General features: G+C 61.9%; 23 protein-coding genes. 2 read left to right on the forward strand and 21 right to left on the reverse strand.

Going from position 1 to position 22,132, the window contains the following annotated elements; genetic code table 11:
• The first annotated feature begins 12 nt into the window (after positions 1–12).
• Positions 13–1,920 carry a GltB/FmdC/FwdC-like GXGXG domain-containing protein gene (locus DXX99_RS07815; protein WP_115792939.1) on the forward strand — a complete coding sequence of 636 codons (1,908 nt, stop codon included), beginning with the start codon at positions 13–15 and terminating at the stop codon, positions 1,918–1,920.
• A 2-nt stretch (positions 1,921–1,922) separates the two neighbouring features.
• Here the strand turns inward: DXX99_RS07815 and DXX99_RS07820 are convergent, their stop codons facing one another.
• The 15 genes from DXX99_RS07820 to DXX99_RS07890 all read right to left on the reverse strand — a co-directional run bounded on the left by DXX99_RS07820 (position 1,923) and on the right by DXX99_RS07890 (position 17,849).
• A complete protein-coding gene (locus DXX99_RS07820; protein WP_115792940.1) occupies positions 1,923–2,405 on the reverse strand; it encodes a flavin reductase family protein in 483 nt (160 codons plus the stop codon).
• A complete protein-coding gene (locus tag DXX99_RS07825; RefSeq protein WP_115792941.1) occupies positions 2,405–3,040 on the reverse strand; it encodes an MBL fold metallo-hydrolase in 636 nt (211 codons plus the stop codon). The genes DXX99_RS07820 and DXX99_RS07825 overlap by 1 nt, the downstream gene beginning before the upstream one ends.
• Positions 3,037–3,483: a D-aminoacyl-tRNA deacylase gene (gene dtd, locus DXX99_RS07830; protein ID WP_115792942.1), complete on the reverse strand. Its 447-nt coding sequence runs from the start codon at positions 3,481–3,483 to the stop codon at positions 3,037–3,039. The genes DXX99_RS07825 and dtd overlap by 4 nt, the downstream gene beginning before the upstream one ends.
• A 4-nt stretch (positions 3,484–3,487) precedes the next feature.
• Positions 3,488–5,620 (reverse strand): RelA/SpoT family protein, encoded by a 2,133-nt coding sequence (locus DXX99_RS07835; RefSeq protein ID WP_115792981.1) that lies wholly within the window; start codon positions 5,618–5,620, stop codon positions 3,488–3,490.
• Between the two features lie 47 nt (positions 5,621–5,667).
• The gene (locus DXX99_RS07840; protein WP_240610869.1) at positions 5,668–6,795 is read right to left on the reverse strand and encodes a tyrosine-type recombinase/integrase; all 1,128 of its coding nucleotides are present in this window, start codon (positions 6,793–6,795) and stop codon (positions 5,668–5,670) included.
• A gap of 125 nt (positions 6,796–6,920) precedes the next feature.
• Positions 6,921–7,106: a helix-turn-helix domain-containing protein gene (locus DXX99_RS07845; RefSeq protein ID WP_115792944.1), complete on the reverse strand. Its 186-nt coding sequence runs from the start codon at positions 7,104–7,106 to the stop codon at positions 6,921–6,923.
• A 320-nt stretch (positions 7,107–7,426) separates the two neighbouring features.
• Positions 7,427–7,558: a hypothetical protein gene (locus tag DXX99_RS12025; protein ID WP_276308336.1), complete on the reverse strand. Its 132-nt coding sequence runs from the start codon at positions 7,556–7,558 to the stop codon at positions 7,427–7,429.
• Between the two features lie 333 nt (positions 7,559–7,891).
• The gene (locus DXX99_RS07855; protein ID WP_115792946.1) at positions 7,892–11,224 is read right to left on the reverse strand and encodes a type ISP restriction/modification enzyme; all 3,333 of its coding nucleotides are present in this window, start codon (positions 11,222–11,224) and stop codon (positions 7,892–7,894) included.
• Between the two features lie 52 nt (positions 11,225–11,276).
• The gene (locus DXX99_RS11935; RefSeq protein ID WP_240610870.1) at positions 11,277–12,098 is read right to left on the reverse strand and encodes a thermonuclease family protein; all 822 of its coding nucleotides are present in this window, start codon (positions 12,096–12,098) and stop codon (positions 11,277–11,279) included.
• A gap of 733 nt (positions 12,099–12,831) precedes the next feature.
• A complete protein-coding gene (locus DXX99_RS07865) occupies positions 12,832–13,044 on the reverse strand; it encodes a hypothetical protein (RefSeq protein ID WP_115792948.1) in 213 nt (70 codons plus the stop codon).
• 457 nt (positions 13,045–13,501) lie between these two features.
• Positions 13,502–14,041, reverse strand: coding sequence for a hypothetical protein (locus DXX99_RS07870; RefSeq protein ID WP_115792949.1), 540 nt, complete (start codon positions 14,039–14,041; stop codon positions 13,502–13,504).
• A gap of 44 nt (positions 14,042–14,085) precedes the next feature.
• On the reverse strand, positions 14,086–15,012 hold the full coding sequence (locus DXX99_RS07875) for a PmeII family type II restriction endonuclease (protein WP_165847773.1): 927 nt from the start codon (positions 15,010–15,012) through the stop codon (positions 14,086–14,088).
• Positions 14,996–15,742, reverse strand: a complete 747-nt coding sequence (locus tag DXX99_RS07880; protein WP_165847774.1) for an HhH-GPD family protein — start codon at positions 15,740–15,742, stop codon at positions 14,996–14,998. Before DXX99_RS07880 ends, DXX99_RS07875 begins: the two co-directional genes overlap by 17 nt.
• Positions 15,739–16,965 carry a DNA cytosine methyltransferase gene (locus DXX99_RS07885; RefSeq protein ID WP_205664670.1) on the reverse strand — a complete coding sequence of 409 codons (1,227 nt, stop codon included), beginning with the start codon at positions 16,963–16,965 and terminating at the stop codon, positions 15,739–15,741. Before DXX99_RS07885 ends, DXX99_RS07880 begins: the two co-directional genes overlap by 4 nt.
• Before the next feature lie 413 nt (positions 16,966–17,378).
• Entirely contained in the window at positions 17,379–17,849 is a 471-nt protein-coding gene (locus tag DXX99_RS07890; RefSeq protein WP_115792953.1) for a PDDEXK-like family protein, read from the reverse strand.
• 72 nt (positions 17,850–17,921) lie between these two features.
• On the opposite strand from DXX99_RS07890, the gene DXX99_RS07895 reads away from it, so the two are divergent.
• Positions 17,922–18,194 (forward strand): hypothetical protein, encoded by a 273-nt coding sequence (locus tag DXX99_RS07895; RefSeq protein ID WP_240610871.1) that lies wholly within the window; start codon positions 17,922–17,924, stop codon positions 18,192–18,194.
• 507 nt (positions 18,195–18,701) lie between these two features.
• On the opposite strand, the gene DXX99_RS07905 is transcribed toward DXX99_RS07895, so the two are convergent.
• The 6 genes from DXX99_RS07905 to DXX99_RS07930 form a co-directional block, all read right to left on the reverse strand.
• Entirely contained in the window at positions 18,702–19,436 is a 735-nt protein-coding gene (locus DXX99_RS07905) for a nucleotidyl transferase AbiEii/AbiGii toxin family protein (protein ID WP_240610872.1), read from the reverse strand.
• Positions 19,403–19,687, reverse strand: a complete 285-nt coding sequence (locus tag DXX99_RS07910) for a DUF6922 domain-containing protein (protein WP_115792955.1) — start codon at positions 19,685–19,687, stop codon at positions 19,403–19,405. The genes DXX99_RS07905 and DXX99_RS07910 overlap by 34 nt, the downstream gene beginning before the upstream one ends.
• Before the next feature lie 26 nt (positions 19,688–19,713).
• A complete protein-coding gene (locus DXX99_RS07915; RefSeq protein ID WP_134642967.1) occupies positions 19,714–20,298 on the reverse strand; it encodes a hypothetical protein in 585 nt (194 codons plus the stop codon).
• Positions 20,295–20,912 (reverse strand): hypothetical protein, encoded by a 618-nt coding sequence (locus DXX99_RS07920; protein ID WP_134642968.1) that lies wholly within the window; start codon positions 20,910–20,912, stop codon positions 20,295–20,297. Before DXX99_RS07920 ends, DXX99_RS07915 begins: the two co-directional genes overlap by 4 nt.
• 181 nt (positions 20,913–21,093) lie before the next feature.
• On the reverse strand, positions 21,094–21,309 hold the full coding sequence (locus tag DXX99_RS07925) for a hypothetical protein (protein WP_115792958.1): 216 nt from the start codon (positions 21,307–21,309) through the stop codon (positions 21,094–21,096).
• A gap of 33 nt (positions 21,310–21,342) precedes the next feature.
• Positions 21,343–22,113 (reverse strand): hypothetical protein, encoded by a 771-nt coding sequence (locus DXX99_RS07930; protein WP_134642969.1) that lies wholly within the window; start codon positions 22,111–22,113, stop codon positions 21,343–21,345.
• Positions 22,114–22,132 lie beyond the last annotated feature (19 nt).

A 22,132-nucleotide genomic window follows, 5' to 3' on the forward strand; every position in this document is an offset into this window, starting at 1 on the left:
AGAGATAGCCGGATGACAGAAAAAGTTTGCCGTATTGCAGGAATGGAAAACGGCCGCCGTCTCGACTCGCGCTTGCTGGAGGAGAAAATCCAGGCGGCCGTAGCGGCGGGCTACCGCCACCTAGAAATTGAGGCTTACGGCCAGCACGGCATCGGAGGGCGCCTGTGGAGAGCAGGTGAAGAGAAGATACTAGTGCGCATCTACGGCTCCCCGGGGCAGAGGGTGGGAGCCATGGGCTTCCCCAACACCCGCATAGAGGTGATGGGGCCGGCCTCCGATGATGTGGGCTGGCTCAACGTAGGGGCTGAAATCATCGTGCACGGCCACGCCGCCAACGGCGTCGGCAACGCCATGGCCCAGGGGAAGATCTACGTGGCGGGAAGCATCGGGGCCCGGGGCATGACCATGACCAAACACAACCCCCGCTTCGATCCCCCCGAGCTCTGGGTGCTAGGGTCGGTGGGGGATTATTTTGCCGAGTTCATGGCCGGAGGAATTGCGGTTATCTGCGGCTACCAGCCGCAGAACCCGGAAAACGTCCTGGGCTTCCGCCCCTGTGTGGGCATGGTGGGCGGAAAGATTTTCTTCCGCGGCCCGCACCAGGGCATAAGCCAGGCCGATGCCCGCATCGTGCCCTTGAGCGACGCCGACTGGGAGTGGCTGGAAGCCAACCTGCGCCGCTTCCTGGAAAACATCCGGCGTCCTGAACTTTATCCCCTCCTGGCCCGCCGGGAGGAGTGGCAGCTCATAGTCGCCCTTTCTCCCCAGGAAAGGCGCTCGCGGCCCCGCCGCCCCATGAGTGATTTCCGCGAAAAGGTTTGGGACAAAGAACTGGGGGAGGGAGGGTTGCTCGGGGATCTTATAAAAGTGGAGCGCCAGCCCATCCCGGTGATTGCCACCGGGAAGTGGCGGCGGTTTGTACCCGTATGGGCCAACCGCTCTTACCTTCCCCCCTGCCAAGCTGCCTGCCCTACCGGCATCCCAGTGGCGGAGCGCTGGCAGCTGCTGCGAGAAGGCAAAAAGGAAGAGGCCCTGAGCTTGGCCCTCTACTCCACCCCCTTCCCTGCCACCGTCTGCGGCTACCTCTGTCCCAACTTCTGTATGCGCACCTGCACGCGGAAGGTAGGAGGGCTCGTCCCTCCCGACATGAAGCAGCTCGGAAAAGAAAGCTTAAAGGCCTCCCTCCCCCCTCTTCCGCCACCTACCGGGAGACGGGTGGCGGTGGTGGGGAGCGGACCGGCGGGCATCGCCGCCGCCTGGCACCTGCGCCTCATGGGGCATGAGGTCCGGATCTTCGAAAAAGGGGAGCTGGGAGGGAAGCTCAGGCACCTGAAGGGGGAAGCAAGACAAGCCCTGGAAGCAGACTTGGCAAGGGTACGCCAGGTCCTGCCCATAGACCACCGCGAGGTTCAGCCCGAACATCTCGACGAACTGTTGGAGGAATACGAAGCGGCGGTGGTGGCCACGGGGAAGGAGGGGGCAAGCCTTTTGGGTGGAAGGAAGATCGAACCCCCCCTCTTCGCCGTAGGGGAGGTGCTGGCCCCCGCCGGCATCCCCGCCTTGGTAGGGCAAGGGCGTCGGGTGGCGCAGGAAGTAGCCGTTTGGCTCTCCGGCTCCACTCTACCTGAGGGGCCTAAGCCTACGCTCGAACTCAGGCGGGTGAAACTAGCCTACTTTCACCCGGACCGCACCGGTTTTGGTACGCTGGAAGAAAGCGCTTCGGCCTGTGCTTCCTGTGGCATCTGCCGCGACTGCGGCATATGCCTTAACATCTGCCCTCAACAGGCCATCACCCGGCGCCAGGAGGGCAACGGCTGGCGGTACGAGGCCGACCCGCAGCGGTGCATAGGCTGCGGCTTCTGCGCTGACGCCTGCCCCTGCGGCGTCTGGGAGCTCCGGCCCAATCAGGAGCCGGTATGAACTTATTTGCACAAGGCGCCCGGCTGCCAGTCGAGAAGGAGCAGGGGAGAAGCCTCCCCCCGTTCCACCGACCCTCCTACCACTTCCCCCACGCAGATCACGTGATCCCCGGCGGGGTGCAAGGAGACCAAGCGACACTCCAGGTTGGCCACGCAGTCCTCCAGGAGAGGGACCCGGACCTGCGTGGCCGGCTTGGTTTTCAGCCCCAGAGCCTTTACCTTATCCGTGTCCCGGCCGGAGTGGGTGCCGCAGAAGTTGGCTATCTCCATCTGATCGGCGGCCAAAATGCTTACCACAAACTCTCCGCTCTTGGTCAAAAGCTCATAGGTGTACCTCTCCGGCGCTATGGAAACCATCAATAGTGGGGGACGGAAGGACACCTGCATCACCCAGGAAGCGGTCATAAGGTTATGCCGCCCCTCGTGGTAGGTACCTATAAGAGTGACCGGCCAGGGGAGCAGCCGCAAAGCCTTCTTTCCTTCCATTAACCCATCTCCTCTCCCGTTAAGAAGGGATTTTGCTCCCTTTCCTCACCTATGGTGGTAGAAGCGCCATGCCCGGGGTATACCACTGTCTCGTCGGGCAAAACCAAAAGCTTGGTGCGCACCGAGTGCAAAAGCTTCTTCCAGTCGCCTCCCGGAAAGTCGGTACGCCCCACTGAACCCGCAAAAAGGGTATCCCCGCTGAAAAGCACGCCCGGAGCGTAAAGGCATATGCTTCCCGGCGTGTGCCCCGGCGTGTGCAGCACCTGAAACTGGAGCTTCCCGCAGGTTATCTCCTCACCGTCGTGCAGGCAACGGTCGGGCTCGCCTACTGCGAATCCTCTCCCTAACCAGACGGAAAGGTTGGCCTGGGGATCGGTGAGCATATGAGCGTCTTCCGCGTGAATGAGTACCGGTAGGTTAAGCGCCCGCCTTATCTCTGCCACCGCCCCTATGTGGTCGGCGTGGCCGTGGGTGAGGCAGATAAGGGTGGGACGCAAGCCCGCCCGGGAAGCCGCCGCCAGGATCCGCCCCCCTTCGGCACCAGGATCGATGATCAGAGCCTCCCCAGTCGAAGGACAGCCCACCAGGTAGGTGTTGGTTTGGAGCTCGCCTACCACCAGAACGATGATCCTCATTTCCCTTCCCCTTCTAAAAGCAAGGTTACCGGGCCGTCGTTGTAGATTTCCACCAGCATGTGGGCCTGAAACTTCCCCTCGGCTACCGGAACCCCCTGCTCTCGCAAAGCGGCCAAGAAGGCCCGGTAAAGGGGTTCGGCTTCTTCTGCCGGTGCCGCTTCGGAGAAGCTGGGCCGCCTCCCCCGCCGGCAGTCACCGTAGAGGGTAAACTGAGAGACCACCAGCGCCTCTCCTCCCACCTCTTTGAGAGAAAGGTTGAGCTTCCCCTCCTCGTCCTCGAAGATGCGCAAGTGGGCCACCTTCTCCGCCAGGTACCGGGCATCGTTGGGGGTGTCTCCTTTTTTGATCCCCAGGAGGACCACCAGGCCCCGCCCGATACTAGCGATCTTTTTTCCCTCTACCCAGACCGCTCCCCGCGCCACCCGCTGCACCAGCGCCCGCAAAGCTTCACACCACCCGTCGCACCTCAAATACGTCTTTCACCCGGGAAATTTTCCGCATGAGGTAGTCGAGTTGCTCTTTGTTGCGCACGCGGGCGGTAAACTCGATGGTGGCCGTGCGCCTATTCCCTCGCGCTTCTACCCAGGAGGCGCTGATCTTCATGTCGGCCAGGACCTCCATGACGTCTCCCAAAAGCCCCGCCCGATCTACCGCCGAAATCTCCAGGCGCACATCAAAAGGCGTCTCCACCCCTTCTTCCCAGAACACTTCCACCAGCCGCTCTTTTTCTTTTTCCTGCCACACCGCCACGTTACGGCAGTCGCGGTGGTGGACCGAAATCCCCCTTCCCCGGGTGATGTAGCCGATGATGGGGTCGCCGGGTATGGGGTGACAGCAGTGAGCCAGGCGCACCAGGACGTTGTCTGCTCCTACCACTCGCACTCCGGGGCAGTGCCCGTTGGAGCGCCTCTTGGCTCGGGTTTCGGCTGGGGGAGTGGCCTTCTCTTTCTCCTTAAGGTCCGCGCGAAGGACGGAAGAAGGAGTGACCGCACCCTGGGCCAGAGCCACGTAAAGGTCCTCTACAGTCTGGAGGTTGAAGCGGCGGGCCTGCTCCAAAAGCTTCTCCTCCTTTAGTTCCTCTAGGGGCAGGCCCAGCCGGCGGGCTTCCTTCTCCAAGAGATCCCGCCCCAGTACCTTAGCTTCCTCCCGGAACTCCCGCTTGAACCACTGCCGGATGCGGGAGCGGGCCTGCGAGGTGCGCACCACGTTGAGCCAGTCACGGCTGGGATTGGGCTTGGGGCCGGTGATGATCTCCACTATATCCCCCGTCTTGAGTTGGTAGTCCAGGGGTACCAGCCGTCCGTTCACCTTGGCCCCTTTGTAGCGGTGCCCCACCTCGGTGTGGATGCGGTAGGCGAAGTCCAGGGGAACGGCCCCCGCAGGGAGCTCTACCACGTCCCCCTTGGGGGTGAAGACGAAGACTACGTCGGAGAAGACATCGATCTTCAGCCGCTCCATGAACTCCCGCGCGTCCCGCATCTCCTGGACCCACTCTAAGAGCTCGCGGAGCCAGGCGAACTTGGCCTCCAGCTCCTTGTCGCGCGTCTGCCCTTCTTTGTAGCGCCAGTGGGCGGCGATGCCGTACTCGGCCGTCCGGTGCATCTCGTAAGTCCGGATCTGCACTTCCACCGGCTCTCCCTGAGGCCCGATCACGGTGGTGTGCAAGGACTGGTACATGTTCTCTTTGGGCATGGCTATGTAGTCTTTAAAGCGTCCCGGTACCGGCTTCCAGAGGGTATGCACCACTCCCAGGACGGCGTAGCAGTCCCGCACCGTCTCCACCAGCGCCCGTATGCCAGTGCGGTCGTAAATCTCGCTGTACTCCTTGCCGTCGCGCAGCATCTTCTGATAGATGCTGTAGAGGTTCTTGGGACGGCCCATAAGCTCTGCTTTTATCCCCGCCTCTTCCAAGCGCTTCTGCAGGATGGCGATCACTTGCCGGGTGTACTCCTCCCGCGCCGCCCGCGTCTTGGCCACCCTGGCTGCCAGTTCGCGATAGCGCTCGGGCTCCAGGTAGCGAAAAGCCAGATCCTCCAACTCCCACTTCAGACGATAAATCCCCAGGCGGTGCGCCAGGGGAGCAAAGATCTCCAGGGTCTCTTTGGCTATGGCCCGCTGCTTTTCCGGCGGGAGGTACTGCAGAGTCCTGAGGTTGTGCAGCCGGTCGGCCAGCTTGATGAGCACCACCCGCACATCTTTGGCCATGGCCACGAACATCTTCCGGAGGTTTTCCGCCTGCTGCTCCTCCTGGGAGCGAAACTGCAGGCGAGAAAGCTTAGTGACTCCGTCCACCAGAACAGCTATCTCCGCCCCGAACTCGCGCGTTATTTCCTCTAAAGTGGTTCCGGTATCCTCTACTACGTCGTGCAAAAGTCCTGCCACTATAGTCTCCGTGTCCAGCTCCAGCTCCGCCAAGATACAGGCCACCGCCACCGGATGGGAAAGAAAGGGCTCACCGGAAAAACGCCGCTGCCCCTCGTGCTTGGCTCGGGCAAAATCGAAAGCTTTCCTGAGCAAAGCCTCATTTACCCCTGGATTGTAGGCCTTAACTTGCGCCAGCAATTCCTCATAGAGCTTCATAGCTCCCACCAGGGTCAATTATATCACAGTTGAAGCCTGAGTGCCCCTCAGTTCCCTTTTTCTCCTGGCTTCCCGGTCCCCCCTGTCAATCTCCTGTCAATCCGGCGGTCCAGGACCCGCTCCACCGCCCTCACGGCGGGCTCCTGGGCGTCCGGTAGGAGGTGCGAGTAGAGGTCCAGCGTGACCTTGACCGAAGAGTGGCCCAGGCGCTCCTGCACCACCTTCGGGTGCACGTTCTGCCGCAGGAGCAGGCTGGCGTGGGTGTGCCGCAGGTCGTGCACGCGTATCGTCCTCACGCCCGCCCCCCGGCAGAGCCGCCTGAACACGTGCCAGACCGTCTCCTGCTTCAGCACCCCGCCCTTCCTGGAGGTGAAGACCAGGCCCTCCCTGTCGGCCCACTCTCCCCCCGCCTTCAGCCTCTCCTCGGCCTGCTCCTTTTTCACCTCTCTGAGCCAGAGCATGGTCTCCGGGTCGACCGCCACCTTCCGCCTGGAGTGCTTCGTCTTGGGCTCGTGGAAGCACCTGCCGGCGTGGGAGTAGGTGCGCCTGACGTGGACCGTCCCCGCCCTGAAGTCCACGTCCTGCCACCTGAGCGCCTGGGCCTCCCCGAGCCTCATGCCGGTCGCCAGCAGGAGCCGGAAGAGCGCCTTGTACGCCTTCCTCTCCCCGCACGCTTCCAGGTACTCCAGGAAGCGCCGGACTTCCTCTTCAGACCAGGGGAGCCTTTCCTTCCCTTCCTCCCTGGGGGCGGGTACTCCCTCGGTCGGGTCCTGGTAGATCAGCTTCCTCTTCCTGCCCCACTTCAGCGCCTGCCTCAGCGCCGCGAAGAAGATGCGCGCCGTCCCGGGCGCGTACCTTTCCCCGATCTCCGCCAGGGCGATCTCCACGTCGGCGGGCCCCAGCTTCTCCGCCTCGACGTGGCCGATGAGCTTCTTCCACGCGCTCGCCGCCGTCCGCCTCAGGCTCAGCGTGCCGGGCCTCCACGCCCGCCTGTGGGCCTCCAGCCAGGCGTCCAAAAGCCCGGCCACCGTCAGGCCCCTCGGCGCCCGGCCAAGCTCTCCCCGGTGGGCCTTCACCAGCAGCTCCGCCAGGACCCTCTCGGCGTCCTGCCTGGAGCCGTGGACGGTCTGGGAGCGGTAGAGCTTCCTGCCGTCTTCCGACTTGCCAAGGTACATTACTATTTGCCAGGAGTCTTTCCCACGTCTTCTTATGTGGCCGCGCAGGGCACTTCACCTCCCGAAAAAAGGTGAAGGGCCGCGCGGGGCAAGGTAAGTTTTCTACCCCGCGGCGGCCCTTCCCTTCAGGAGGAGAAGAACTCTTCCTTCAGGCCCAGCCTCTCCAGCAGCAGCTTCTTCGGCACCCTCACCGTCCTACCGATCTTGACGCAGGGTATCTTCCCAGTGCGGCAGTGCTCGAAGACTGTCTTGGTGGGCATTCGCAGGAGCTTCGCCACTTCCTTGACGGTGAGCATGTCCGGCAAGGCCAAGCCGCTCACCCCCTTTTTTCGCGTGAGATCTGAAAATACCCGTTGGGGTAGGCGGAGAGAGAGCCTGTTTTTAAGCGCGTCTTCCGGTATTTGCTCCAGGGGTGTTTTTCAGGCCTGGGGCAAAAAGGTGGGGGATATATAGATTATCCCCCCACCTCTTTGCCCTTCCAGAACGTACAATTTTCGAAAGTCCAGGACTTGATTTTAGCCGTTTCGTCCGGTTAAGCGGGGCAAAGGGCGAAAAAGTGAATGTGTGGTTCTCCTTTCTCTTTGGTTTTCACTGTTGCTCGGAAAAGCTCCGGATTTCGTCAACCGGAAAGTCAGCGGAAGACGCAGTTTAGCGCCGACCTGAGTGCCAGCCACCCTTCCCTGGTGCGCGGCAGCTCGAACTCCCAGGCGTAGGCCCCGTCCCCGTCGGCGTACTCGTGGGCGGGGGCGAGCCCCTTCCTCACGAGCTGCCGGGCGAGCCGGGGGAGGCGGTGTAGACGCTCAGCCCCTCCTCCCGGTCCTCGCTCCAGCGGACGATCACTTCCCGCTCTCCAGGCGACAGGCGCACGCTCCTTCCCTCCTTTCCCTGGCGCTCCTGAAGAAAAAAAAAAGGCCGGGAACCGGTCTTCCCGGCCCCGACCGGGCGAAAGTGTGACGGGCGTCACACCCGGCTGTGACGCCTGACCACGGTCACAGTCCTGCCCGGCTGCCCAGGCGAAGTGGGAAACCCGTCCCCGGTACCGGGCGGGATCCGGGGCAAAAAAGTCTGGCTAGTCAGGTAGAGAAAAAGGGCCAGGCTAAGGTAGCGGGAATGAAGGAATTCGCTCATCGATGGCTTCCATCAAGCGTGTTGTTTCAACAATGGCAGTTACGATGCGCTGGTATCTTAAAATCTCATCCAACGTCAGCACTCTTCTTTCGCGCTCCTCAAGCCACCTCTTGCAGACCTGGTAACTGCCAACCCAGAACTCCCACGCTTCTTCCGGCACGTTCTCGAAGAACTGTGTGTCGTTGATGAGAACTCGTTTTTCTGCTCCGTTGTATCGCACCAGCTCCACCCTGTTGCTGTCGGGAACAGGGAACTTACAAATAGGATTTTGCAGGACGGGCGCTGCTTTTTCGTCAAGTAGGTGCAGTGCAACTAGCTGCTTACCTAGCTCTGCCAGATCACGGAAAAGATCGAGGTCGCCCGTTAGAGGAATCCGGGGAAAGTCCAATCGCAGGAACTCGGAGTACTGTTCTCTATAAACGGTGCTGTGCAGGATGGCGTAAATGTAGCCTAAAATGTCTTCGGCAGCGATCGTCTCGGGAAGGCCGTATGGCTCTTCTTGTGGTAATTGAAGAGTTTCTGCTAACTTTTGTAAAAAGGACGGTTTTAGGTTCGGCTGCCGTCCTCTGTGTATCACAGAGTTTGAGTAAGCAAGAAGGTCGTCTAAGTGGCCGCTGGCATGAAAAAGGTAGAGAGGAAAGTGATAGTCGATAGTTTTGAGCGATACCGCAACATGTTCTGAAACCGTGTTGGTCACAAATACGTGCCGCCATTCCCCGGCATATTCTACGCGCCGTGGAACCAGAAGAGCTACATTCTCTCCAACCAGCATGTGCTGCATTACTTCGGTTCTAGGATAACAGTGAAAACCGCGCGATTTCCCCGTAAAGAAAGTGAAGCGAATGTCAAAAGGACGATAAAGTAAGGGAATGATGTGCTGTCTAGCTTTCACGTTCGGGACGCCCATTCTTCGCAAGTCTTCCTGTGCTTTTTCTATCCTCCAGTCGCGAGCATCACTCCCCAGGCTGAATTTTGCTCGTGCCACCTCAGGTTCGAGACTAACGAAGTCAACAACTGTTTCCCATACCTCATCGGGGGCAAAATGGATGGTCAGCTTATCGCGTGCCGTGACGATGCCCACGCTGTAGCGGAAGAAAATATCGGCAATACTCCAGTACCTTTCCCAATCGTCCTTGAGGTTTTCCCCTTTCAACGGTGTGAAAAGGTAGAACGGCGGCTGGGGTTTCAGTTCCGTCCACTCCGTTGTGCTTATGAGCGCTTCGTTTAGTTTCTGATACTTGCTATCCCGGCTTCCCCACAGATCGGCGTAAAAGACTCTACAGCCCGTCTGCTTCTCGCGCTTTTTTACCGCAAGAAGAATGGCAACACCTTGCTGGATATCGAAAACGTTCTCGTCTTTGCTCCCGTCCGGAGCTTTTTCCTTCTTACGGGCATTGCCATGTAAGTTGAGTATGTAAAGCTCGCTAAAGCTCTGCATCAAATGCCAGCGCATCCCTCGGAAGGTCGGGTTGTCTAGGTAGGCGTGGTTGGTGATGAACCCGACAATACCTTCGCCCGTCTGGTCAATACGCCACTGGGCAAACCGGATAAACTTGACGTAATCGTCTTGTAACCACTTAGGGTTCCTTTCTCCCAGCGGCTTGCCGTCAAGGTACTTGTAGTCTTCTACCAATCTACCAATCCAGGTCGGCTCTTTTACCTGCCTATCATCGCGTGTCACCCACTTCCAGCTGCGGTTGGCAGAATGCCCCGAGTACGGTGGATTGCCAACAACAACCAGAATGGGTTTGTCCCGTTTTACGGCAGCGGCTTCGCTCGCTTCAACAGTAATAAACTTACCAAAGAGCAGTTCGGAACGCCGGATGGCTTCTTCGAGAGTGTTGGTCAGATAGATCCTAATGCGCTGGCCGCCTTGAAAGTCGCACCCCGTCTCCTGGAGCTGCAAACCAAGTTTGAGGTGCGCAATGGCGTAGGGAGCAACCATTAGCTCGAATCCAAAAAGGCGCGGAAGAAGCTTGTCCTTCACGTAGTCCTTCCAGATGCCCTTGCCGTAAATCTCTGCTACCTTCTTCTGTACCAGGTCGATAACGGCGGATAAAAAGCCACCCGTTCCGCAGGCGGGATCGAGAACTAGTACCGATCCGTCTACCAGGCCTGCGGGCCTGTCGAGACGGGTTTTGAGCAGGTAGTCAACCGAACGGACAATATAGTTGATGACAGGTTCAGGGGTATAGTAAACACCTCGAATCTCGCGAATTTCAGGATCATACTCTGCCAGGAAAGTTTCGTAAAAGTGTACAACGGGGTCTTCTTTGCCTGTGCGCTTACCAAAATCGCGCAGGATCGGTGTTATCTCAACACGTCTCAGGAAAGCTGTTATGTCGTCGGCGATCCAGGCAATGCGCTCATCCAGATCGTGAGCAGCAACGTGCTGGAACAGTTTGCGCAGAAAGGGATTTGTCTTGGGAATGAGATCGGCAGCCACCGAGCGGGTAAATTCGTTACCGTCCTTCACTGTGCAGCGCGCAGCAAACAGGCCGTAAGTTATCGTTTGGGCATACAGGTCGGCAAATTCCTTTTTGTCCAGGTCGGGTAATAAGACTTCTTTGAAAGCCTCGTAGATCTCGTGTAACTCGGTGGTGTCTTCTCCCACGAGGGCCTCTAGAATCTCGTTGCGGAGTTGGCGGGTGCGACGGGCAAGGTGAACGGCTAGCTCCTTCGGTGTACTTGTAGCAGGAAGTTGCCCTTCAAAAAAACGATTGAGAAGCAGCTTAAGCTGGTCGACCTCCCGGTCTGTCACGGAGATAATTCCTTTTGGGGGTGGTGTAGGCAAAACAGCCCTGTTAACTAGTTCGCCATCGAGAAACAAGCGAAACTCTAGAAAGTTCGTTTGGAGGAAGTTGTCCAGGTTCTTAGCGAAACGCTCGTTCTGTTCTCTAGCACGACCCGAAAGCGCATCAAGGTTCGCCCCAAAAGGTTCTGCTTCTATATAGCCAATGGGCAGGCCACCGCGGATCACAGTGAAATCGGGTTTGCCCACCTTAACACGTTTGGGTTCGGAGATGATCTGAACGTGGTGCCCCAACTGCTCAGCAACCGTCCGCAGCATTTCCTCAAGGACTGAATACAGAGACTGCTCACACGTCGCCTGCGGGATCGCTACGATTTCCCGCAGTTTTTTCAAGTACTCCTTGCACGTCTCGTTCAGAGGTATACCCACCGTCACCACCCCTCGCCCGATCTTTTCCGGATTTTCGCCCGGAAGAGTTCTTTTATTTCGCGGTTTTGCCTGACCATCCGTGCGGGCACCGCTCACAACACCTTCTTTTACCCAAGGCATTCCTCTAGAACTTTTCCTGCCCGAGACCAGGAGAACCGATACAGTAACTTCCTTACGGATTGCACACCTTGCACGGCCTGTACCCCGCCTCCAGGGCCTCCTCCCTGCTCCCGAACTCCACCCGGTTGTGCGGGGCTATCTTCTGCGCCCACTCGCAGTCCGGACGGTGAAAAACTTTACTCCTGGCGTTGCCGATGTACCCGGTCTCCCCGCCTTTACCGGTCGAAGGTGCGGCCGGAGCCAGGCCCCACAGCCCCTTCCCCTGCTCCCTCGCCTCCCGCTGGAACTTGACAAACAGGTCGGAATACTTCACGTTCGGAGGCACGGTCATGACCTGGGCGTACCCGTCCAGCAGGAGCCGGGCATTGAACATTTTAGCCCGGACCTCATCCTCGGAGCCGGAAGCAGGCAGTTCAAGCCACACGTAGGCCAAAAGCCTGCCGTACTTGTCTCTCTGCTGGATGTCGAACTCCAGCCAGACCTTCTTTCCCAGGAGCTGCTTCGTGGTGTACTCCTTGGCTTTCCGGCCGTAGGGCTGCTCCTTTATGCCCAGGTCGGGGTGGCTTACTTCCGGGCAGTTGACGCCGATCATCCGCACCCGCTCGTCCCGGCCGTCGAGCTTCACGTGCACCGTGTCGCCGTCGGAGACGGAGGTGACCAGGGCCTCAACCACCCGGATCCCCGCTTTGGCCGACTGCTCCGGCGAACCGGTCTGAGAGGACGCCTGGCTAGCGGGCTGCTCTCGAACTGCCTGGGCCGTCTGGTCCTTGCTCGGAGTGGCCTGGGGTTGCCCGCCGCAGCCCGCGAGCAGGAAGAAGGCGAAAACCAGTAACAGCAGGCAGGCAAAACTTTGCCAGCTCGAGTTACCCCGCAAGGGTGCCACCCCCTGGGATTTTTGAGAATCTATTCTCCCCTGCATCGCCCTCTTCCTCTTTTCCCCGGCAAAACCTGCTGCCTCAGGTACCAGCTACCCGACACCTGGAGGTGGCCGGGTTGGTAACCGTTCTCTCAATCCTCCAGGTAGGAAAGGAATACCGACAGGACCATCAGACAAGCCAGGAGCAGCGCGAAGCAGGACACCGCCATTTTCAGACTCCCGGTTTTTCCTGCCGGGGAAGCAGGAAAAGCAGCCCCCGGCGGAGATTAGCTTCTAATGGCACCATCAGGGTTGTTAGCAGCTAACCAATTTACCGGACTTTCTCGGATGAGAGTACGGAATCCGGTGTTTCCTTCTGGTAGTTGACCGGCAAAACCGATTCCTGTAAACTCTGCACCAGAGGCCGGTGTCCTACATGGTCGTCCGGCGGGGGCCGGCCGTTCCGTTCCCGGGGAGCTCCCGGAGCCGTTCCCCGGCAAGGAAGGGAGCGATGAACCTGCACCACCTGGGTTGAAAACCGGAGTCTCGTCTGGTTTTGCCTGGCGTGGGAGGAACGGTGCCGCCGAAATCCATGGGGGAGTACGGGGCAACCGGAAGGCTACGTGCCGACCGGCAGTGCCCCGTGCTCCTTTTTAAACACTAACCGGAGAAGGCTGAGTCTCAGGCGCCCGGAAAGTCTTCAGCTTCTCCGGTTGGGAAGAGTATCCCAGCAAACAACAAGCTTCCTCACTTATGGCTCCCTACAAAGCCGTGTTTTCCTCAGCCACTCCCAGAACCGCTCCGGCTCGCCAGCTCTAAACGCCGCGAGCAGGTCCTTCTCTTTTACCAGCACCTCCCCCTCTTCCGGGTCCGGGGAAGCTATCTCGTACCAGCCGTTGCCCACGCAGGGCCTGACCCTGTAGCCCCTTTCTTTCAGGAAACCGAACACTTCCTGTAAGTTCAAGGTTTCCCTCCTTCCCGTTCGCATTCTTCAAGGCTTCCAGGCGGGAAAGCCAGCCCCAGCCGGTGTCTGCGGTCTCCACGCCGCCGAACGCCTCCAGCAGCTTCTCCGCCGTGGTGAAGAAAGACTCGGCAGGAGTCACGATCTCGTAGAACCCCCCGGCGACGCGCCGGGCCTCGGCCCCGTGCCCCGCCAGGGAGCTCGTGGCGCGCGCCAGTCCGGTCAGTCCGGACCGCCCTCTCCCTGCACAGTTCCAAAAAAAAAGACCCCGGGCTTCTGGCCCGGGGTCCCTGGGGTCCTCGTAAGGAGTCACGCGCGTGGCCCCTTTGCTCCCGTTACGGAGGGCCGCCAGTCTCAACCCTTCGTGCCTGAGCTTGGCCTCTCCGGCCCACCAGGGCTGGTAAGTAGCTTCAGCTACAGGATTTCTTTCCGTAGCTTCACCGGATCTCCCGCAACGCTCTCAGGGCCGACGCCACAGACAGATCATCTCCCGTAGGTCGAGTACATAACTGTCCCTTGCGTTGCCCCTGTCATCGCCCCTCCGCCGCTCGTACTCGTGTAGTGGGGCCTTGCCTGCCCTGACCATTGCCCCGATGTGATCCAGAGTGCAGCGCCACACGCCAGTAAGCGGTTCCACGCGGTAGAGCCTCCCCCCGATCGACTTTTCCGTCTCCTGCCAGTCCACCCAAAAGATGACATGGACACCTGGATACTTGTCACGGTAGTACTCATAGTCGCTCCTGTTGAACGTGACAGCGTACCGGGGGTCGATCCGGTAGAGTTCACCCGCCCGGAAGAAGGGGGTGTGCTGCGTCTTGAGGTCTGCCAGTTTGTAGTCCTCATCGATCAAGAGGTCGGGGGCCTTTGGGTCGCGCTCTTTTTCCGGATTCCTAACGGCGAGCAGCCCGATCCTCGGTGCTACTACCCTAATGAACTTGTACTCCAACTTTTCCCCGTAGATCACCCACCACTCCTTGTCCTCCGTGTCGTGTATAGCCACTAGAACCCCCCCTGCCCCGATACCCGCAGTTCCGCGGACACGGGTCACATGTTGTCGTCGAACAACTTCTCCCACATCTGCCTGCCTTTCCCGTACTCTTCCCTGATCCTCCCAGCGATCTCCCGGACTTTCTCCCTGATCGGGAACGGCCCCTTCTCCCTCTGCACTTCTGCGGCCACCTCGGCCGCGAGTTTGAACAGCTTGGAGGCATAGTCAGGGTCGCCCGAGATGAAGCCCCAGAACTCCCGCCCGACGAGCCAATCGACCCTGGAGTACCGGCGCACGATGGAACTGACCTTTTCCTTGCTGCCGTAGGTCATGCCCAGCAGTGCGGCCGACCCGGAGTTCCGGCGTGTGGCACTCGTGAGTAAGTCGCTCACCTGTTTCGAGATGTCCTTGTTCACCGTGTAGGGGCCCGCCTTGACCTGTATGTAGTACCTCCTGCCCCCCTCCTCCTTGCACACGTCAGCCCCCTCCACCCCAGTGCCGCGCCCGGCCACTATCTGGGCGATCCTCTGGATGTGGGTCCCGTACGAGGTCACGAGACTGCGCTCTACCCTCTCTGCCACCATAAACTCGGCTATCTCATTCGGGGTCTTCAGCCCGAGTAGCCGCAGGAGGAACGGGTTAAAACTCAGCTCCTCGAACTTAATACTGCCGAGGAGTTCGTACTTTTTCTCCGCTATCGCCCTCAGCTCCCGCCTTATGAGGTACTGGCGTAGCCTCTCGGTGTTCTCGGCATCGGGGAGGTCCGGGTCGAGGCCCACTCTCCCGGTGAGGAACCTGCGGATGTCCCGTACCCGCCTCAGACTCAACTGTCCCACCTTTTGCTTTACCACTTCCTCGGAATCCTTGAGGACGTGTACCAGGGAGGGGTATGCCTCGACCAACCGCCTGGCCGATGCCTTGCTGATCCCCTTTACGTCCCGCAACAGCTCCTCCAGGAACACCCGGTCAATCCCTGTAGCCACTCTCCTGATCCCTCCCGCCGTGTGGGGGCCGGTCTCCCCCGCACAACCCCCGCTGGTCAGGGCTACCGCCTGGTGCCGCCGTACGGGTGGCGCAGACGTGCCCGAGGGGACAGGTACCGCACTGTGGCGCCCCGGGGCGGCAGACGAGGGCCGCAAAGTCCATGAATGCCCAGTTGTACTCCCTCGGCCTATCGGGGGGCACCAGGGAGTCGGCGAGGCCCTGGTATGCCCGGAGACCCCTGCCCTGCGGGGCCGTACCCCCAAAGAGCCTCTGGAAGACGCGGACGGTGTTCGAGTCCACCAGGCCCAGGGGCTCACCAAAGGCGAATACCAGGACGGCCCGCGCCGTGTACGGGCCGATGTGGGGTACCCTCAGCAACTCCCCCAAGTCCCGGGGCACCTCCCCGCCCGCGTTGGCGCAGAGGTAGGAGGCCATCTCCTTCAGGCCCCGTGCCCTCTGCCGCTGCAGTCCCACTCCCGAGAGGATCACCTCTAACTCCCCTGGGGGTGCAGAGGCGAGCGCGTGGGCATTGGGGTACCTGGCGAGGAGGACGGGGTACACGCGTGCGGCGGCGGTGGCCGTGGTCCGCTTCAGCAGGACTTCCGCCAGCAGGACGGCGAAGGGGGAGAGGCCGGGCTCCCGCCACGGGAAGTGCCTGCGGTGCCCCTCCCACCAGGCCAGGAGCCTGGCGGGCACCTCCCCCCGGGGGACGGGCGGTGTCCCGCTCACGCGAACAGCACCCCCTGCACCCACCCCTGCGCGCCACCCCGCCGTGCCCGCACCGGGTGGGTCCCCTCGGCCAGTTCCCTCAGCCTGCGGCCCAGGTACTCGGCCAGGCCGACCGGCACGGCGTTCCCTATCTGGGTGTACTTCTGTGCCGTGGTGCCAGCGAAGACGTAGTCGTCGGGGAACTGCTGGACCCTCGCGTACTCCCGCACGCTCAGCGGCCGCGTCTCCTCCGGGTGGCAGAGGCCTGTGCCCTTCTGGACGGGGTTGGCCACCAGCGTCGGGCACGGCCTGTCCCAGGCCAGCCTCCGCCAGAACCCGACCCGCCCCCCGGAAGACCTGTAGGCTCCCCCGAGCACCCTCTGTGCGAACTCCTCGCCGTACCTGTCGCGCAGGTACCGCCAGTTGCACCCCGGCGGGACGAGGGCGAATACGGCCGCCCGCGCCGGGCTATAGGGTATGTACTCGGGCTCCCTGTCCTCCAGCCCCTCCAGGGCGTCCGCTAGCGTCCGCCACCTCGGGAGCCCGCCGGAACCGTCCCTGCTGTGCGTCGGGGGGAACAGTAGGGCTATGGGCATCTCAGCCCCGTGTTCCAGGTACCCGCTGCTCCCGAGCTCCCAGTCCCTGCTCCCTATGAAGAACACGCGCTGCCTGTCCTGGGGGACACCGTAGTCAGCGGCGTTGAGCACCCCGTAGACCACCTCGTAACCCAGTCCCTCCCGCAGGAGGGGGAGGACTACCCGCCGCAGCAGGGAGCCGAGCTCCTCCTCTGGGGCCAGCGGGCGGGACTTGTCCCCACGCTCGGCCAGGGGGCGGTGCCTTATGGCCGCCGACAGGATGCCCCTCACGTTCTCGAAGACGAAGAAGCGCGGCCGGACCGCCCTTACCACCTCGATGTAGCTGAACAGGAGGCCCCCCCGCGGGTCCTGTACGGAGAGCCTCTTCCCGGCGGTGCTGAACGCCTGGCAGGGGGGCCCCCCGGTCACCAGGAACGCCTCCCCCGGGGCGAGCCCGGCTGCCCGCAGCAGTTCGGCGGGCCTGACCTCCCTTATGTCGCCGAACACGGCCCGCAGGTGGGGCCAGTAGCCCCTGGCCCTGTTTAGGGCCAGGGTCTCCTGGCAGTACGGGGCCACCTCGACGGCGACCCGGGTCTCGAACCCCGCTCGCTCCATCCCCAGGTCGAGCCCACCGGCCCCGGTGAAGAGGCTTACTACGGGGAGACCCACAGGCACCCACCTCCTTAATCTGGACGGTGACCCGTCCGGCATCTACAGCTACAGCTATATTCGCCCCTTTTCCCCTGGATTCCTACCCCTTTATCCACAAAAAAAGGGCAGTCCTTGTTATCGGTTGGCACCGCCCTGCCCGCCCGCATAGGGCAGGAGGCCACCAAGAAAGCGAGGGAGGCATGGGGCCCCTGCTTCGCCTGCCTGGGGCTGTACCGTAAGAAGGCCCCGGCGGGGGTCACGATCTCGTAGAGCTCCCCGGTGATGCGCCGGGCCTTGACCCCGTGCTTCGCTAAAAAGCTTATAATGCACGCTAGCTCGGTCAGTCCGGACCGCCCTCTCCCCACACGGTTTCCGGAAAAAGAAGAAGCCCCGGGCTCCCGGCCCGGGGCCCCCGGGGTCCCCGGAGAGGGTCACGCGCGTGGCCCCTTTGCACCCAAAGCCCGCCGCGCCCGCTCCAGGGGGCAGTCCGCCGTGCCGCAGGCCACGAGTGCCCCCTCCTCCCCGCCGCCTTCCCGGAGCCTCGGCACGCACTCCAGGACGGCGCACCTCTCCAGGGACTCCGCCAGGGTGGGGACACTGTGGTCCCCGCCGCCCAGAGTTTCCCTCCGCACGAAGCCCTCCCCGTCCCGCCAGACCCAGAGCTCCTTCGTGGTGCCGGGCGGCACGGGGAGCGCCCCCAGCGCCCGCAGGTCGCCGGGCCTGATGCCGTCCCCGTCCCTGCACCGCTTGACCTGGATGAGCCGCACCCCGTCTTTCCGGACGGCCACCAGGTCGAACGGGCCCTTGCTCCCGGCGGTCCTGAGCACCAGGTAGCCCTCCTTCTCCAGCTCCCCCTTTGCCCTCAGTTCCGCCAGGTAGCCGCGCCTGTAGTTCCTACCCACAGAAAACCACCCCTCGCAATTCTGGCGTGTGGTACAATCAAAAAAAAAACCGCTCAACCGGGGGGAAACCGTTTGGACTGGAAGGGAATCAAAGGCCACCTGGTCCGGGACCCGGAATTCGCGAAAGAATACGAAGCCCTTGAACGGGAATTCCGGCGATTGGCCGAAAGCATCCGGCAGTGCCTGAAAGAAGAGCCATCCGAAGAAGAAGCGGAAGAACTTTACCTTACCGCGCTGGCTGCCCGACGGCTGGCGGGGCAACTGGGGGCCCCGGAGGGAAGGCTCCTGTCAACCGGGGAGGTAGCTTCGCGCCTGGGCCTTGGCCGCAAACGGTCGGAACGCTGACGGCCGCACTTCTCCAGCAGGTACTCCCTACCACTTTGCCTTCTGCCAGGCGTTGCCCAGCTTTTTGGAGATAGCGATGCCTTTTGCTCTCAGCCCCAGGACCAGCCTTTCCTGGGCCGTCAGCCCGGCCACGGCCCTTCCAGCGCCTCCCGGAGCTCCACCTCCTCCTCCGGGTCTGCCACCGGGCCGGGCACGGCCTCGTGCCTTTCGCGCCTGCCGTTCTCGTAGAGCAGGGCATCCAGCGGGGTGCGGGCGGGGACCTTCCCCCCGCCTGGTCAGCACCCGCAGGGGTATCCTGCATCCGCCGGGCCGCGCAGAGCCGGGCAAAATGCATAAGGCCACCCTTTTGGGGGTCACAATTTTCCAACGCCTGCCACAAGTCTACCAAACCTTCTTGAACCAGACCTCCCTCATCCAAAAAGAAGAAAAAACCCGGCCCCGGGGCCGGACCGCCAGGACGGGACAAGGACCGGGAGGACGGCCCGTCTTCGAGCCAGCGGGTTTCAGCTAGAGCTTTTTCCGGCGAGATTTTTTTCCTTCTGGCCTTTTCGAAGCCTCTACCCCTTTCGGGCAAACCCCATGGTGTCGCATTTCGGAAAGGGCTTTCTCCTGGAGCCCCAGAAAGAAGCGTTTTACTTCCTCCCACTCCTCCAGGGTCATTTTCCGGGGCCCATGCGGGGTCACCAGCTCGGGCATGGGGTCTTTTTCGGCATCGGCGAAGTAACCGAGACTCCTGACCAGATGGACCCAGTTGTAGCGCACATTGACACATTTCCGGTCGATAATCTGTTTCAACTCGTCCAGGCTCAGGGACTTGCAGAGGGAAAAGTAGAGGTCGACAAAGTCCTTCCTGAACCCGCGCTGCCCCACGGCAAAGAGCTTCATTGCCGCGATGTCCCGGTAGTCGGCCACCGGACAACCTTCAAAGCAGAGGAAAGGAAAGACTACTTTGTAAGGATAGTGCAGCAAGCTTACCCTCGTCTTGTTGCAAATCAGGTGGAGTGTGCCTTCTGAAACGCTCTGGACCTGCACCGGCAGGATCCCGGCGATTTTGTGGGCTGTGGCCTCCGGGTCGAAGTCTCGTTCGGAAAAGAAATCCAGGTCCTCCGATATCCGGTGGCCGAGCTGCAGTGCGAGGCCCGTGCCGCCCGCCAGGTAGAACCCCGCAGACCAGAGGACTTCTCTTTTTCCCAGAGTTCTCAAAATCTCTAGGGCCTCGGGCGAGACGCATTCCGCAAACAAGCGAACTCCTCCTCCGGGACCTTGTAGAAGTTGGCCAGCATGGTGGCGGTGCGCGGGGAGATCCGCCTGCTGGCCTTCGCCACCTCCACGATCTCCTCGTCCGTGTAGGTGGCGAACATCCACCGGTAGGCGTCCTCGTCGCCGAACTCCAGCACCCGCTCTATGATGAACTTCTTGTGCTCCCTGACGTCCAGGTCCCCGGGCCGGACGTCCCAGAAGATGGTCCTAAAGCGCTCCGGCACAGGAGCCATACTGCCCCACCCCTCCCGGACGCCGTTCAGAGTTTGGGACAGCGGGGACGTCTCCCTTTTGGAGGATGCCCGGGATACTTCAAGAGTGTGGAAATGTCCCGGGCAATCTCCGGTGCCCCTGCTTTCCCGTGCTCCCGCACCAGCCGCATCAAGCGTTCCCGGTCCACCAGGGGAGCGAGGGAGAGCAAGTCGCGGTAGTCCTTCTCTCCCTTGAGGGACTGCTTCCTTTCCTTCCATGCCCCGTACTTCAAGAGGAAAAGGACTTCCACCTCGGGGACGCGGAAACCGCCCCGGAGTACGGCGTTGCGGATCACGAACTCCGGGGGCAGGAAGAGCGTGGTGGAAAAGTACGGAACATAGATGTCTACATCAAAACCATCCACATTGACTTCATATCTCTTAAGACGCCCGTTTCTGGAAGGAAAAAGTTCCCGCCTCATTTTCGCCAACTCGGGGAAATCGACTACGATGTCGATATCCTTTGATTTCTCCTTTTGCGTGTACACCCAGGCCGCCCAGCCCCCGATCAGGACGAAATCGTACCTCTTCCGCAACTCCAGGAGCGTCCTCCAGCTCCTTTCCACGATTTCGTCATGATACATCTCGCTCAACGCCCCGCACGCTCCTTTCCGAGTTCCTCCTCCAGGTACCGCAGGAACTCCGCCGTCCACCAGGGGTGCGACTGCCACAGGTCCACGTACACCTGCTCCGGCGGGACCCTGCGGGGCAGGCGGGGGTCGGGCCGCAGGACGCGCAGGAGCGTCTCCCCCGCCGGTCGGATGTGGACTCGGAACCTCCCCTCCAGCTCCGGCAGGTGCTCTTCCTCCAGGTAGACCAGCACCTCGTCGTAGTCCGCCGGGGCGTAGCCGTACCGGAACTTGAAGGCGGAGGCCCCGGAGAACCGGGCCTGCGGCACCATGTCCCCCTCCACCCTGTCCGCCGGGTACCTGAGCCGCGCCTCCCAGACGACGTCCTTCTCCAGGTTCCGGAACACGGCCCAGACGGTCAGCAGCTTCCGCCAGTCCACCAGGCGGAAGCCCCTCCCCCACACCTCCACGGCGCCCGCCCTCCGGGGCACCTCCAGCGCGGCGTGCACCGTGGAGACGGAGAGGCCCAGCTCCCCCGCCACGTCCTTCTGCCGGAACTCCGCCCTCCCCCGCTCCCGCGATTCTGCCAGCACGTGCCTCCACACCTGCTCCTTCGCCGTCATTTCGGTTCTCCCCATAAAAAATCCCCTTCGTTTCGTATTTTACCGAAACGAAGGCTACCGTGGCTAGAAGAGGGACTGCCGTCTCTCCCCCGCTACACCGGGTCGGGGTAGAAGGGAGGCCACCTCTCCGGGCAAACCAGCCCCCCGACCAGCACATACCGCACGCCTAACTCCCGGAAGCGGCGGCGGGTTTCCTTCAGGTCTTCTTTCGTTGGGGGCCTGCTCCTGGGGCCTCCCCCAACAGCATCCGGTCTTCCCACTCCTTCTCCTCCTCGTAGGTGGAAAAGCGCCACACCCCGCGCGGCACGGGGAAACCGCCGCCGCTGAGCGCCAGGGCGAGTTCCACGAAGCCGCCCCAGTACTCCGCGAAGGGGGGCGCCTCCTCCGGGTTTCTCTTGCCAACCACCTTCACGGTTTTTCCCCCAAGACTGCCGCTGAAAACATTTTACCACCGCCGCCGGGCGAAGAGCCCGTCGAACCAGGCGAAGACCTCTTCGCCCGGCGCCCGGTACTCCGGGTCCCAAGAGAAAACGCCCCACGCCCTCCCGGTGCGGGAGGCGTACCAGGCTAGGAAGTCCTCTGCGAACCACTCGGCAACCCGGCAGTCGTGGGGGAGCCCCACCTGCCCCCGCAGGCCGAGGGGCCTCGAAGCCGGGTAGCCCCGCAGTTGCAGGTACTCCCTGCCCTTCCCGTTGATGCAACTCCAGTCGTAGCCCGCCGTGCCCAGGAGCCTGTCGGCCAGGCAGTGCCCGATTTCGTGCAGGAGCACGCGCTCCGGGTCCAGGCCCAGCCCGGCCACGGCCACCAGGGGCGGGCCGGTGCCGGGGAAGTAGGCCCCCGCGGCGCCCCAGGCGGAGCCGCACGCCTGGCCGGGGAGCCTCAGGGAGAAGGCGGGCAGGACGCAGGCCCGCAGGCCCCCCAGGGCCTCTCTGGGGACCCCCAGGGAGGCCAGCTCCCCGAACAGGGCGTCGGTCCTTTCCACTACTCCCGGGGACCACGCCCCCGCGTCGGCGTCGGAGGCCCACCGCCCGTTTTCTGCGGTGGAGAGCGTTTCCGGAGAGGGGCGTACCACGGAGAGCTCCGGCAGCACCCTGTCTCCCACTACTGCCACGGCGTCCGACCAGGCGTAGATGATGGGGCCGTAGGCGGACTCCACCACCGATGCCCGCGCTCCGCCCGGGTGCAGGAGGAGCAGGGCGAGAGACACGAAAAGCAACAGCGGCCAGCTTTTCAGT

The organism is Ammonifex thiophilus (assembly GCF_003368535.1).
GTDB classification, from domain to species: domain Bacteria; phylum Bacillota; class Desulfotomaculia; order Desulfotomaculales; family Ammonificaceae; genus Ammonifex; species Ammonifex thiophilus.